Source organism: Carnobacterium sp. ISL-102, from assembly GCF_018612935.1.
Taxonomy (GTDB): Bacteria; Bacillota; Bacilli; order Lactobacillales; family Carnobacteriaceae; genus Carnobacterium_B; species Carnobacterium_B alterfunditum.
Map to the genome: position 1 here is coordinate 242,110 of NZ_JAGGRF010000003.1, position 14,762 is coordinate 256,871.

14 protein-coding genes and 1 riboswitch are annotated in these 14,762 nt (G+C 33.4%); all 14 genes read right to left on the reverse strand.

All coding sequences use genetic code 11. The features are described from left to right. Window positions 1–51 precede the first annotated feature (51 nt). Window positions 52–627 (reverse strand): ReoY family proteolytic degradation factor, encoded by a 576-nt coding sequence (locus J7E16_RS02760; protein ID WP_034548539.1) that lies wholly within the window; start codon window positions 625–627, stop codon window positions 52–54. 47 nt (window positions 628–674) lie between these two features. Further along, a complete protein-coding gene (locus J7E16_RS02765) occupies window positions 675–1,940 on the reverse strand; it encodes a tetratricopeptide repeat protein (protein ID WP_214888410.1) in 1,266 nt (421 codons plus the stop codon). 140 nt (window positions 1,941–2,080) lie between these two features. Continuing rightward, the gene (gene hbs, locus J7E16_RS02770) at window positions 2,081–2,356 is read right to left on the reverse strand and encodes a non-specific DNA-binding protein Hbs (protein WP_013710665.1); all 276 of its coding nucleotides are present in this window, start codon (window positions 2,354–2,356) and stop codon (window positions 2,081–2,083) included. 283 nt (window positions 2,357–2,639) lie between these two features. Beyond that, window positions 2,640–3,953 carry a ribosome biogenesis GTPase Der gene (gene der / locus J7E16_RS02775; protein ID WP_034548536.1) on the reverse strand — a complete coding sequence of 438 codons (1,314 nt, stop codon included), beginning with the start codon at window positions 3,951–3,953 and terminating at the stop codon, window positions 2,640–2,642. Window positions 3,954–4,142: 189 nt separating this feature from the next. Further along, complete coding sequence (gene rpsA, locus J7E16_RS02780; protein ID WP_214888412.1) at window positions 4,143–5,363, reverse strand: 30S ribosomal protein S1; 1,221 nt, start codon at window positions 5,361–5,363, stop codon at window positions 4,143–4,145. Window positions 5,364–5,466: 103 nt separating this feature from the next. Next, window positions 5,467–6,144, reverse strand: coding sequence for a (d)CMP kinase (cmk, locus tag J7E16_RS02785; protein ID WP_214888414.1), 678 nt, complete (start codon window positions 6,142–6,144; stop codon window positions 5,467–5,469). Window positions 6,145–6,233: 89 nt separating this feature from the next. Beyond that, window positions 6,234–6,875, reverse strand: coding sequence for a LysM peptidoglycan-binding domain-containing protein (locus J7E16_RS02790; RefSeq protein WP_214888417.1), 642 nt, complete (start codon window positions 6,873–6,875; stop codon window positions 6,234–6,236). Window positions 6,876–6,939: 64 nt separating this feature from the next. Next, entirely contained in the window at window positions 6,940–8,385 is a 1,446-nt protein-coding gene (locus J7E16_RS02795; RefSeq protein WP_214888420.1) for a RecQ family ATP-dependent DNA helicase, read from the reverse strand. Continuing rightward, entirely contained in the window at window positions 8,378–9,448 is a 1,071-nt protein-coding gene (locus J7E16_RS02800) for a YpbB family protein (protein ID WP_214888423.1), read from the reverse strand. The genes J7E16_RS02795 and J7E16_RS02800 overlap by 8 nt, the downstream gene beginning before the upstream one ends. Window positions 9,449–9,723: 275 nt before the next feature. Further along, window positions 9,724–10,305, reverse strand: coding sequence for an ECF transporter S component (locus J7E16_RS02805; protein WP_214888425.1), 582 nt, complete (start codon window positions 10,303–10,305; stop codon window positions 9,724–9,726). Window positions 10,306–10,445: 140 nt separating this feature from the next. Further along, a riboswitch (FMN riboswitch) is annotated at window positions 10,446–10,569 on the reverse strand. An 80-nt stretch (window positions 10,570–10,649) separates the two neighbouring features. After that, on the reverse strand, window positions 10,650–12,446 hold the full coding sequence (locus tag J7E16_RS02810) for a sensor histidine kinase (RefSeq protein ID WP_214888427.1): 1,797 nt from the start codon (window positions 12,444–12,446) through the stop codon (window positions 10,650–10,652). An 8-nt stretch (window positions 12,447–12,454) separates the two neighbouring features. After that, the gene (locus J7E16_RS02815; RefSeq protein WP_214888429.1) at window positions 12,455–13,180 is read right to left on the reverse strand and encodes a response regulator transcription factor; all 726 of its coding nucleotides are present in this window, start codon (window positions 13,178–13,180) and stop codon (window positions 12,455–12,457) included. A gap of 243 nt (window positions 13,181–13,423) precedes the next feature. After that, window positions 13,424–14,158, reverse strand: coding sequence for a pseudouridine synthase (locus J7E16_RS02820; RefSeq protein WP_034548525.1), 735 nt, complete (start codon window positions 14,156–14,158; stop codon window positions 13,424–13,426). Between the two features lie 25 nt (window positions 14,159–14,183). Then, the gene (gene scpB / locus J7E16_RS02825) at window positions 14,184–14,762 is read right to left on the reverse strand and encodes an SMC-Scp complex subunit ScpB (RefSeq protein WP_214888431.1); all 579 of its coding nucleotides are present in this window, start codon (window positions 14,760–14,762) and stop codon (window positions 14,184–14,186) included.

Genomic DNA, 14,762 nt, shown 5'->3' on the forward strand with positions numbered 1-14,762 from the left:
ATAAAATACACCCCAAAAGACCGATTATTCTTCTGAATTTTGGGGTGTAAATCAATGGTTTGGCTTTTTTTGTTCATTTTTTAAGTCATCTTCAATTTTTTTTAATTGATTAGATAATTGAATAAATTTTTCTCGGTCTTCTTCTTCTAAAGATAAATCGATTTGATGTAATGTGTTCTGTTTGCGTTCAGTTAATGACAAAGTTTCAAGTGCTAGTTCAACTTCCTCAATGAGTTTCTCGCTAATCGTTTCATTCCATTTAAAATAAGGGTTGTCTTCTAATACGGTAAGATATTCGGCAGATTTCCAAGGATTTGAAAAAATCAACTCAATATACATCTCTTCTTGCCAATTTAATCTAACTTCATGGAAAGCCTGTTCCGGATCACTAAACACTGTCCCATTTTTATAAAATAGAAAAGGTTCGTTACTCATCCCCGTTGTAGACATCATCATACCTCTTGGAGTTTTTTCTGCAGCTTCAACAAAATGGACTTTATTTAATACAATGTCATGATTTAATAGGTAGTTTAGGATCCACATAGATTCTCTTCTTTTCAATTGATGTCTATCTAAAAACCAGCTAAGAAAAATCTTTTTAGCTTCTAAAGAAATTTGGATGCTCATGTAAAAACCTCCTTGTCTTACCCTTTCTCTCATTATAACTTAATAAATTAATAGTTGCTATTAATTTCTTCTAGCATTTCTAATATTTCTGCATCTGCTGGTTCCAGAAGTAAATAATCAGTTATTGCGTCTTTGATAACTATACGCTCTCCTTCTTCTCGTAGAAAATAGATATACGATTTCAAGAAATCTTTATTTCCTCGAAGAGCTGGATAAGCTTTTTGATAAGCCGTTCCTGCTGCAGGATATTCTTCCAATCCTTCATTTGCTAAAGCTAAATTCCAATAGAATTGAGGATCGACTTCATTTTGGATCAGAATTTTTTGAATCAGCTCGACTGTTTCATCATAACGTTCTTGCTGCAACAATAAGTTAGTGTAGGCCAACTGGATACTTGAATTTTCCGGGGCAAGTTGAATAGCATTTAAATAATAATTTTCTGCCAACGTCTCATTCTCTAATTTAATTGCTATATCAGCTCCATAATAAAACAGTTCATAATTGTATTGGTCGACTCTCAAACCTTCTTTAATAGCTTCTAAAGCCTTATCTAGTTCATTTTCTTCTTCTAATCCTTTAGCTAAATAGGGATATAAAGTTGTATAACTCGGATCTAATTCTTTTAGTGTATTCAACGTTTCGATTGAACGACGGTATTGTTTGTCTTGCAAATAGGAAAATCCTAATTGAAATAATACATCGATATTTTCCTTTTCTTCTAAACTTTGTTCTAGATATAAAATAGCTTGTTCTAGATCACCTAGAGAACTATAAGAACTACCGCAACGAGCTGCAAGATTGATTCCAGAAAATTCAGCAAGACCTTGGGCCATCAATTCTTCGTATCCATGAATCGCTTGAGCATATTTTCCCATTGAAAAATGTAATTCTGCTAATGCAAAATCAATGACCTTCTCATCAGGTACGATTTCCTTCGCTTTGAGAAGCTTTTGCTCACTCACTTCATAAAGACCCTGAACTTGATACAAATCAGCTAAAACAAGCAAAGATTGAGGATAAACAGGACTTTCTTCTGAAACTTCTATTAACCAATCCATCGCTGTTTCTAATTCGTTCGCTTCAATAGCTATTTCTGCCAGACCTACTCTCAATTCATCATCTTCAGGATACTTTTCAAGTAAGTGTAAATTTATTTTTTTTATTTCATTTAAAAAGCCGAGTTGGTATAGAGAATCAGCCAAAATATAGAGCTCTTCATCTGTATCTTGAGTTATAGCTTTTTCAAAATAATTCATCGCTTCATCTAATTGATTTTCTTTAAGTGAATCAATCATCATTTGTCCGTATGACATGTCAAAAACCTCTTTCATTTAATAATCTTCTACTTGCTTCATTTTACCATACATTAAGAGGATTAAAACCCACAGCAGCTTGTTTACGATCCAAATAAAAAAGAGCTAGTGCAAAGCACTGGCTCTTTTTTATTTGTGATTTATTTAACTGCGTCTTTAAGAGCTTTACCTGGTTTGAATGCAGGCACTTTGCTTGCAGCAATTTGGATTTCTTCCCCTGTTTGAGGGTTACGACCTTTACGTGCAGCACGATCGCGCACTTCAAAGTTACCAAAACCAATAATTTGAACTTTTTCTCCTTCACTTAATGAAGTTTGAATTGATTCAAAAACAGCATCTACTGCTGAAGTTGCATCTTTTTTAGTAAGACCTGTTGAAGTTGCAACATTTTCGATTAATTCTGCTTTGTTAGCCATGTGTATTTCACCTCCCTCGGAAAGAAGAATTGATGCATTATTTATAAGCAAATAAACATCATTTAGACATTTTTGAGTGGCCCAAAAATGAATTATTGCGAAATGTAAAATTAGTAGTTCTAAATGACATTTCTTTTAAAAAGATATCATACAAATACTGATACTGCAATGATTTTCAATGCATTAAGCGATATTTTTAAGCATTTTTCAAATATTCAAAAAATTATTTGAAACCCCTTAAGAGTTATGTTAAAATGCTCCGTTTATTAATAACTCTTCACTCTTATTTTCTTCTTCTTATAATAAGATGAATAGGTGTTCCTTCAAAAGTAAAGGCATCACGAATACGATTTTCTAAGAAACGAGCATAAGAGAAATGCATCATTTCTGGTTCATTTACAAATACAACAAAAGTTGGCGGCTTAACTGCCACTTGAGTAGCATAATAAATACGCAATCTTTTCCCTTTATCTGTCGGTGTCGGGTTCATAGCTACTGCATCTAATATGACTTCATTCAAAGTAGCAGATTGAATGCGTAGATTTTGATTCATACTTACTCGCTCAATGATCTCAGGGAGCTTATTTAGGCGTTGTTTCGTTAAAGCTGATACAAAAATAATTGGTGCATAGCTCAAATATAAAAATTCGCTTCTAATTTGCTCTTCAAATTTTTTCATTGTGTGGTTGTCTTTATCAAGAGTATCCCATTTATTTACAACAATGATGATCCCTTTTCCAGCTTCGTGAGCGTACCCGGCAACCTTCTTATCTTGCTCTCTGATACCTTCTTCAGCATTCAACACACACAAGACAACATCTGAACGCTCAATTGCTCTAAGAGCTCTTAAAACACTATATTTTTCAGTGTTTTCATAGACTTTACCTTTTTTTCGCATTCCAGCAGTATCGATCATAACAAACTCAGTACCGTCTTCACCCATAAACTTAGTATCAATAGCGTCACGAGTTGTCCCAGGGATTGCTGAAACGATTACTCGGTCTTCTCCCAACATGGCATTTATAATAGATGATTTTCCAACATTCGGTCTGCCGATCAAACTGAATTTTATAACAGAATCATCATATTCTTCTTCTGATTCATCTGGAAAATGGCTAATAGCTGCATCTAATAGATCTCCAATTCCTAGACCATGACTTCCTGAAATTGGGAAAGGTTCCCCTAATCCTAAAGCGTAAAAGTCAAAAATATCATTACGCATTTCAGGATTATCTACTTTATTTATTGCTAACAAAACTGGTTTTTTTGTACGGTGAAGAATTCTTGCTACATTCTCATCCGCATCAGTTATGTGTTCCTTTACGCTTGTGATAAAAATAATCACATCTGCTTCATCCATAGCTATTTCAGCTTGATGTTTTATTTGTTCCAAAAATGGTTCGTCACCTAAGTCGATCCCGCCTGTATCAATCACATTAAATTCTTTCCCTAACCATTCTGCTGGCGCATAAATACGATCACGAGTTACCCCTGATACATCTTCTACAATTGAGATACGTTCTCCAACAATACGATTAAAAATAGTTGATTTTCCTACGTTAGGGCGACCAACGATGGCTACAACTGGTTTTGCCATTGTTTTTGCCTCCTTTTTTTTATTCTCTTGTCAGTTTATAGAAATACCTTAAAACATGCAAGCTTTTGCTTAAGGAATAAGGCAAAATCTCATAAATACCTTATTTATTTGATTTATTTTTATTAAATAACACATAAAAAAGGACACGAGAACAAAAATTGCTCGCATGCCCTTTTTTAAAATTCGTAATTACTTGTCTTCATCTGTTGTGATATCAGATAGTTGATCGCCAAGAATATCGCCTAACGTAAACCCGGTATCTTCTTCAGGCATATCGTAGTTCGTTTCTTCTTGCTTTTCTTTCGAATGGTTGGGCTTTTCTTCTAGTGCTTTAATACTTAAAGACAGACGTTGATCTGTTGGATTTACTTCTAAGACTTTCACTTTAATTTCATCACCTTCACTTAAAATCTCATGCGGTGTTGCGATGTGATTGTGTGAAATTTGCGAAATGTGAACGAGTCCTTCAACACCTGGGAATACTTCAACAAAAGCTCCAAAGCTTGTTAAACGCTTAACTAAGCCATTTAAAACAGAACCTACTGCAGCACGTTCTTCAATACCATCCCATGGTCCAGGTAGTGTATCTTTGATAGAGAGCGAAATACGCCCTTCTTCTTCATTTACAGAAAGAACTTTAACATCGATCTCTTTCCCAACAGTTAATACATCTGCAGGATCTTTAACATGTTCATACGCAATCTGCGAAATGTGAACAAGTCCATCTATGCCACCAAGGTCAATAAATGCTCCGAAATTTGTTAAACGAGCAATTTCCCCTTTTACAATTTCGCCTTCAACCAAATGACTCAACAAATCTTTTTTCTTTTCTTCATTTTCAGCTTCAACAACCGCTTTATGAGAAAGGATCAAGCGGTTTTCACTTGGTTCGATTTCAACAATTTTAAATTTTAAGGTTTGTCCTTTGTAACTAGAAAAATCTTCTACAAAATGGACATCCACCATAGAAGCAGGCACAAATCCTCTAACGCCGACATCTACCACCAAACCACCTTTTACTACTTCTGTAACTGGCGCTTCAATAATTGATCCTTCATCAAACTCCGTCTGGATTTTTTCCCAAACCTTCTTAGCATCAACACGACGCTTAGAAAGTAAAAAGCTGCCATTTTCTTTTTCTTTGATTTCTTTGATTACTACCAAGTCAACGATATCTCCAACATTTACAATATCTGTAACGTTTTCAAATGGTGCAGCTGATAATTCATTGTTAGGAATGACCCCTTCAACCCCACCACCGATAATACCGACTATAGCTTGTTTATTATCTTGAATAGTTAAAATTTCACCTCTGACAGTATCACCAATATTAATTTCTTGAACATTATCCATTGCTTCCATCATTGATTCTTGTTCGTCAACTTCATGGTTTTTTTCATTTTCCGTCATATGTTTGCCCTCCTATAACTAGCCAATAAAATTCTTTCTCCTTATATTTTAACCAATATTTAAAAATATTGCCACAAAAACGATTTAGAAAATAAAAAGAACGCTATTTTGAAAGCTTAATATGAATCATTTCTCTAATTTTTTCAACAACTTGTTCAATAGATAAACTAGTTGTATCTAAAAGAATGGCATCTTCAGCTTGGATGAGCGGCGATACCTCGCGATGAGAATCTTTGTAATCCCGATCAGCTATCTCTTGCTTTAAAACTTCCAATGGAGTTGTTATACCTTTACTCATATTTTCTGTATAACGTCTTTGAGCACGTTCATCAACACTCGCTATAAGGAATATTTTAACTTCTGCTGTTGGCAATACAGCCGTCCCAATATCTCGTCCGTCCATAACGACTCTGCCCTGTGCAGCTATTTCTTGTTGGCGTTTAACTAATTCGCTTCTGACTTCTCCATGTGCTGAAACAGCAGAAACTAAATTTGTTACATTTGGTAAGCGAATCGCTTCTGTGACTTCTTGACCATTGACAAATACTTTTTGACTATCTCCATTTGCCTCAAAGGAAATCGTCATTTCTTTTAATAATTCTACTAGTCGTTTTTCATCTGTTACTTCAATATTTTTTTCAATTGCTTGATGCGTCAACGCACGGTACATCGCTCCAGTATCGCAATAAATGTAGCCCAATTCCTTTGCCACTATTTTAGCAACTGTACTTTTCCCAGCAGATGCCGGACCGTCAATTGCGATTCTTATTGTCTTTTCCAACTTTTCGTCCTACTTTCTTATTCATATTAAAAAGGCTAGGTTTACCCTAGCCTCCGTTTTGATTATGGAAATAAGGCTTAACATGATATCTATTTTACTTTTAAAACAGTTCCTATACTGATTGAATCACCTGACACCCCGTTTAAAGATTTTAATTCATCAGTCGTCATATTATGATCCAACGCGATTCGATAAAAGTTATCTCCTGCTTGAACGGTGTAAGTATTCGTTGCTTCTTCTGTTTCTGGTTCTGGTTCAGTTTCGGGTTCTTCTTCAATACTTTCTATTTCCTCAATGATTGGTTCTTCTGCCACTTGTGACTCTGGTTCTTCTACTTTTGTCGCTTCACTCTCAGACTCGGATGAATCCCCTTTGACGCTATCACTTTCAGATGAAGCTTCTGATTCTACTTTTGATTCTGATTCAGATTCTTTTGAACTGCTCAGTTCACTGCTGCTATTTTCGGTAATAATCATTCTTTCTTCAGAAGAGCTAAGCGTTTTATTGGTTCCGGCATCTTCATTAGACCACCAAAAATACGCCAATGTTGGTAAGATAAAGATCAATGCTAAAAAAATAAGTAATGAGGTTATAACAGGATGCACACTTTTTTTAGCTTTTTTTCTTGCCGTTCTAGAAAACTTATCATCTACAAAATTATCATCATCATCAAATTTACGGTTCCATGCATTTTCTTTTTTAGGGTTATTTTTAGAATTTTTTTTACTCATTTTTTAGTACTCCTCCTAAACCAAAATCACTATTATTGTATCATTTTTACATAGAGTTGTCTTATTAATTTCCAATTAAAAATAATTCCTTTAAGGTCTCTTCTGGATTTTTTTCTTTTTCCGCTATTTTTTTTTGTTTCAAATCAGTTTCCTTATAACATTCATTGATTTCCATATTGCAGTTAGAACAACAGAGAGTTGGTTTTCCACTTGCTTTTTCATTAAAATAGTGTAAAAGAAAAGCTCTCTTACAGCTTGATGTTTCAGCATAATCTACCATGTAATATAATTGTTGCTGTTTATAAATCGTTCTGCTCTTCACTTGATTTTTGGCTGCTTCAACAGATAAATCAGATTTCAAATAATTTTCTATCAATTGCTTTTGCGTAGGGCTGCAACTGCCTTCTAATACTTCACCTTTTTTATAACTATATTCTAACATGTCAATAGTTGGTAAAGTATATTCTTGTAAACGGAGTTGGATCATACCATCTCCTGGTTCGTATAATAAAAGTGCAAGACTAGGTTCTCCATCTCTACCACATCTTCCAACCTCTTGTAAATAAGCCTCTGGACTGCCTGGCAAATGAAAATGGATCACAAATCGAATATTACTTTTATTTATTCCCATTCCAAAAGCACTTGTCGCGCAAATGATATCGATCTCATCATGAATAAATTGCTGTTGTATTTTAATTTTATCTTCCGCTGCTATATCTGAATGATAACTTTCAGCGGCCATAGCCGTTTTATTTCGAATCAATCCAGCAACTTCTTCAGCTATCTTCTTACTAGAAAAATAAATAATTCCCGGCTTCTTTAATTTTTGAATTTGATTTATTAATTGTTGTTTTTTATCATGATCACAAATCAAAGTAGAAAAAGCAATATTTGACCGATCGACGGAATAAATAACTTGCTTTGTTTTTTCATGATCTATCTGCAGAGACGTTAAAATTTCTTCTCTGACCCGTTCTGTAGCTGTAGCTGTTAAAGCCATTGTTAAAGGAAAGTTTAGTTGCTGACGAATGATACCTAAGTCTGAATAATCAGGTCTGAAATCTAATCCCCACTGAGAAATGCAATGAGCTTCATCAATTGTAAAAAGACTAATGGAAACTTTTTTAAGATAAGACATGACATATTCCTGTTGGAGCATCTCTGGTGAGAGAAAAATAAATTTATAATCAGATAAATGGTTTAGCACCCATTCTTTTTCACGTGCATCCATTAAGCTGTTAATAGCAGCAACTCTTTTTTCACCGGTCAACTTTAATTGTTCAACTTGGTCTTGCATCAAAGATAATAAGGGAGAAACGATCACCACAAGACCATCTAAACAATATCCGGTCAGTTGATAACAAAGGGATTTCCCCATCCCTGTTGGCAGCATAACCAATGTATGATTACCATCTAAAGCTGATAAAATCACTTCTTCTTGCCCGTCCCTAAAAGAGGTATAGCCAAAATAGTTCTCTAAATTTTTTTTTATGAGCTCTCTATTATCCACGGACACGACTCCTTTCAACCTGAATTAAGCGGTACCAATAGAAGGGGGCAGATGGCATTCTGCTTGTTAATTCCTCATACGTTATTTCTTCATGACTATTAAATAGTCCATTCAATCGTTCATACTCATCCTGAGGCATAAAACTAGATACCTTAAAATCTGGAAAAATAATAGCCAATTCAATAATGTGTTCTGAAATCGTGTTCAGCTTTAATTTCCTTTGCACAGCAATTTTTTCAACAGAAAGTCCTTTTTCCAAATAATGGGCCGTTATTTTAGTACTTTGACTAAGACTGCTGAAACGATCCCCTACACATTCTTGATAAACGAGATAAAAAAATGGGTATTTTTCTTTATTTTCAGCAACTTTTTCCATCAACTGAATAATGGCATTTTGAAGTAAAAAGGCTATTTCAATTGGCTCAATACCATATTTGGCTGCTAATTGAGTACTTGTTTTACCAATTTTTTCATGTCCTGTTAATTGTGATACGATCATTTCGGCATCGATCGTATCCATTTCTTTTAATACTTGGATCCATTCTTTTCCATAAGAAATAGCAAGCTCTTGTTTTTCTAATTGATTTCTTTTTAACCATTTTTTTACCCAAAGCTGTGTTTTAAACTCTTTTTCAATTGGTAAATAGTGATTATTTTTATACCGTAACTCCGAAAGAACTTGGGTCAAAAATATTATTTTTTTCCAAAATTCCTTGGTAGCCTTCCCTTGAGTTAATTGATTTAAACGAGTTGGGTAAAAATGTTTTGAAAAATAACTTTCTATTTCTTTCTTTCCTTTCTCACAAAGGTAAAAATCCTCATCTGCTTTTTTTGCTTTTATCCATCCTTTGCTAATAAAAAGCTGCATCATTTCATCGTACTGTTCACGCTGTAAATATGGGAAAATTGAAAAAAAGTTTATCGCATGATAAGAATGAGCCTTAAACAAAATCGAGGCTGTTCTTTTTCCAACTAAAATATGGTAAAGCGTTGAAGGTTTAACAGGATGCTTTTTAGAATATAATGAGAGACAGAAATACTGAATATATAGCGATTGTTCCAAGATATCCACCCACATTCTGATTGCATTTAAAAAATTGATTGTAAAACATATATATTGTTAAATCTAATATACCAAAAATAACTATTTTTAGGGTATTCTTTTCTAATTTTAAAAAAATATTAATAACGAAAAGGTTAAATAGCTGGATTATTTGACAAATAGTATGAATACGTCATCAACTATGATAGAGCACACTTACCTACTTATACTAAAAATCATTCAGCCAATATTTCAAAAAAAAAAAAAAGAAACCGCAATTTCTACGGTTTCTTTTTTTATTTAAAACTAACTTTTGTCATTTGATTACGGAATAACCAAGTTTTTAATTTTGCAAAGAGTAAGATAAATACTGTGCTTACTATTGCCCCTTTTACTATATTAAAGGGTATAACACCCATTAATAAATAATCACTAATAGATCCTACACTAAAGTTTAATACTTTTAAGTATAAAGGAAGTAATAAGAAATAATTTACAAATGATAGAATAATTGTCAATGATGCAGTTCCAATCACATTTGCAAAGATAATATTTTTCGTATCATGAATTTTAGACTTCATGATCAAATAAATCGGTAACGTATAAGCGACCGAAGCGATAAAACTTGCAGTATCCCCAATCGGATATCCTGCATCACCGCCCGTTTGGATGTAGTGAAGCAATGAACGAATAAACGCGATCATTATCCCTCCAACTGGACCGTATAAAAACATACCAACCAAAACAGGAATATCACTAAAATCTACTTTTAGAAAAGTAACTCCTGGAATTATTGGAAAACCAAATGAAATCAAAATGGTTGCAAAAGCGGCTAACATAGCTATTCCCACCATTTTTTTTGTGTTACTAGTTTGCATAAAAATCCTCCTAAAAGGATTCATCAGCCTAGGCATTTCTGAGTTTATTTAAATAAAAACAATATAAAAATGCTCGTTCTAATTATCTTTAGGTAGATAACTAAACAGAGCACTTGAACAATGATACCTATTCAAATAAACTCCATCTTCTTTATCCAGACTTTACTGTCGGTACTGGAATTTAACCAGTTCAACTAAATAATGCTATTTAGTTCGTGGACTTTACCACCGGTCGGGAATTACACCCTGCCCCTGAAGACGAATCTTTATATTTTTTTTAACACTTTCATTGTATACCATAAAAGAATAAAAATCAATGATTCTATTTACTTTTAATTAGTAAATCAATCTAAATAAGGTAAATGAATAATAAATTTTGTCTGTTCGTTTACCACACTTTTTACTTCAACAAAACCATTATGCGCTTCTACTATGTTCTTTACAATGGATAACCCAATGCCTGTTCCCGTTTTATTCTCTTTCATTACCATGCGAGATTTATCTGCTTTATAGAAACGATCAAATACATAAGGAATATCTTCTTCTAAAATTCCTGTTCCATTATCGATGACTTCAATTAAAACTTCATCCATAATTTTATCTAAGTGTACCCAAATTTCTACTTTTTTCTTTTCTTTTTTTGTCAAACTAGTATGTCTGATAGCATTATTGATCAAATTTACGAACACTTGATTCATTTTATCTTCATCCATAAAATATGAATTCAAATTTGAATCGAGCTTTAATTCCATTTGGATATTATTTTTTTCGGACATAGTAGCAAACCGAGTGAATAAGTTTTTGAAAAAATCTTCAAAATAAACATCCATTTTTGTCAATTTGATAAACCCGGCTTCCATTCTAGAACTATCGAGCATTTCATTTACCATCCGATTCATTCTAATCGATTCTTCTCCAATTATTTTAGCCATTTCTTTTTTTTCTTCTTGCGTTTCAGCCACATCATCTAAAATAGCCTCACTATATCCTTGTATCATAACTAAAGGGGTCCTCAATTCATGAGAAATATTATTTATAAAATCATTTCTCATAATATCAAGCCGTTTTTCTTTTGTTATATTTTGAATGGATACTAATACACCACGTACACTTTCAAGATTTTCATCAAAAAGCGGTATCAAGGTTATTCTATAATAGTACTCTTCGATATTATTTTCATAAATTACTTTTTCAGGAAATTTTATAACAGAATCGATTCGATGCTCTAACACTTCAGGTATAACCGTTTTCATTACTTGATTTGATCGGTATAAATGTTGTAAAAACTCATCTCCAAGTGGATTAGACATTAATAAAGTTTTATCTTGGTTGTAATACAACACCCCGGTAGAAATAGAGGTCACAATATTTTCCAATAATTCTTTCTCTTGTCTAGTTGCTGCTCCCGTAACTTCCAATGACTTACCCATTTTATTCATAGCTAAAGCCAATTGAGCTAATTCATCTTTATAATTCGATTGGGCTTGTTTTGAGAAATCGTTCTTAGCATAATCATAAGCTATATCTCTTAATTGTTTTAAAGGTTTTCCAAGCCTGCGTTGGAGGTAGTAAAATAGTAAAATACCTATAATAATATAAAGAATAGCATTGATGGCTGACCATGTTTTCATTCTACTATATGTGCTGTTTAAAAATGACAAATCTCCATAAATATATAACTGACCCTCTTGATCATTAAAATTAAAATCTTGTTTTTTTAAGATATACGGTGTGTTTATCTTTCCATTAAAACTGGTTTTATCTACTATTAAAAAATTTTCATCACTCGCTAGCGCAGTTTCGAACTTGCTAGTTGCTTTGATTTGATTAAAGTTATTTAATTGTTCCTCCAAATAAATATTTGAAGAATAAATCAAGGGTTTATCATCTAATTTCACGATCAAAGACAAGTGAGGATCATAAGCTCTTGATTTGTTGATATTTTCTATTAAAAAACCTGGATCTTCTTCTAGAATACTAACTAGAGAGTTAATTGAACTTTCAAAATCGTTCATATAATTTTCTTCTATATTTTTTTTATAAATTATTCCATATACTTGCGTGGCAGTAAATAAAAAAAAACCTATAGCTAACATCGTTGCCAGCCATGTACGCGTAACTAAACTACTTAGTTTAAACATATTTTTGCCTACTTTTCAGATTCTTCTGGAAAAGAATTAAATTTATATCCCAGGCCCCAAACGGTTACAATCATTTTGGCAGCTGGCTCTGAGTATTTCGTTAATTTTTCTCTCAGTCGTTTAATATGAGTATCTACCGTTCTTAGATCGCCAAAGAATTCATATTTCCATACTTCGCGCAATAACTGCTCTCTTCCAAAAATCTGATCAGGGGATTGTGCTAAATAAACTAATAAATCATATTCTTTAGGCGTTAAATTAACTGGATTTCCATCTACTAGCACACGGTGAGATTGGTCATCTATTTCAAAATGCGGCATTTCAATCAAATTTGGATTTGCTTTTTCTTTCGGCTTGTTGCTTTGTGTTCTTTTTAAAATAGCCGATACCCTTAAAACAACTTCTCTAGGACTAAATGGCTTCACAATGTAATCATCCGCACCAACTTCAAATCCCTCTATACGGCTTATCTCTTCTCCCTTAGCAGTTAACATCATAATAGGAGTGTTTTTAGTTTCACGTATTTTTTCAGCCACTTCGATCCCATCCATCTTAGGAAGCATCAAGTCTAACAAAATTAAATCATAATCTTTTTCTAAAGCCATTTTAACGGCATCTTCTCCATTATCTGCTTCAAAGACAAGATAATTTTCTCTTTCTAAGTACATCTTTAATAGTCTGCGAATTCGATCCTCATCATCTACTACTAGCAGATATATAACTTCATTTTCCATTTATTTACACCCCATTATTCTACATTAGGTCTTACTTATAAGATGCCTAGTCTAATCTTAGTATACACAACAATTGTTCTAGTTTTCAACTAATTCAAATGATTCTATGCTTAAAATATGGAACATTCTTAAAATAATCCTTTAGTAAGATAAAAAAGCACTTATCGGTGTACTCAAATAAACATTATTTTGTTTAAATTTCAAAAAAAAAACTTGGATTCAGTGCTCCCAAGTTTTTTTCATTTATTTAGTTGTCTCTTCTTGTATTGCTGAATTACGTAACTGATAGATTTCAAACGTTTTTAATTCACGCCATTCACCAGGTTGTAATCCATCTAAAGTTAACGTACCATAAGACTCTCTTTTTAATTTTTCTACTGGGTGTCCAATAACTTGAAACATATTTTTAACTTGTCTATTACGGCCTTCATGTATAGTTAATTCCACCATAGTAACATCCTTAGTACGATCTGATGAAAGGATTTTTGCTTTTGCTGGTGCTGTCTTTTTACCTTCAATAACAATACCTTTTTCAAGTCTATTCAGTGATTTTTTGTCTACTAAGCCTTTTACTTTAACAACATATGTTTTATCTATTTGGTGCTTAGGGTGCATCAACAATTGGGAAAGTTCTCCGTCATTTGTCAACATTAACGCTCCTGTTGTATCATAGTCTAAGCGCCCAACTGGGTAAATACGTTGCTCGATATTTGTAAACAAATCGGTCACTACTGGACGTCCCTTATCATCTGAAACTGCCGTGATCATATTTCTAGGCTTATTCAATAAAAAATAAACTGGTTCTTCTCTATAAATTGGTACTCCATCGACTTCCACTACATCAGAATTCCCAATTTGAATACCCATTTCCTTAACAACTTTTCCATTTACTTTAACATGACCCATAGAAATAAGTTCCTCTGATTTACGTCGTGAAGCTACTCCGGCATGTGCTAAAACTTTCTGTAATCTTTCCATATTTTCTCCTTAATACACTCTATTTTTATTCATTTTCAAATTGCTGGTTAAAACGTTCAAAAAATAAATCGGACTCTTTTTCATTATTTTCTGTTTCTAAATCGGTTATTTTAGGTAAATCATTTAAATCTTTGAGTCCAAAATAATCCATAAAATACGCTGATGTCCCGTATAAAATAGCTCTTCCAGGACCTTCTACGCGTCCCTTTGGTTCAACAAGACCTCTGAGCGTTAATTTTTGCAGTGCTCCGCTTGTTTGAACACCACGTATCTCATCGATCTCCATTCGTGTTAAAGGCTGCTTATAAGCAACAATTGCAAGCGTCTCTAACGCGGCTTGTGAAAGATTCGTTGTCAACGGTGAAACCGCATATTTTTTTATGACATCAGCATACTCTTTTTTGGTTGCTAATTGATACTGATTCCCTATCTCGAGAAGCATTAATCCTCTGGACGTTGAATCTTCGTATCCTTTTTGGAGTTGCATAAGAAATTGATAAACCTCTTGAGTTGAACACTCCAGTAAAACAGAGATTTCTTCTAATGAGAGGCCTTCATCTCCAGCTACGAAAAGGAGCGCTTCAATTGTTGCTAATTCATCCAT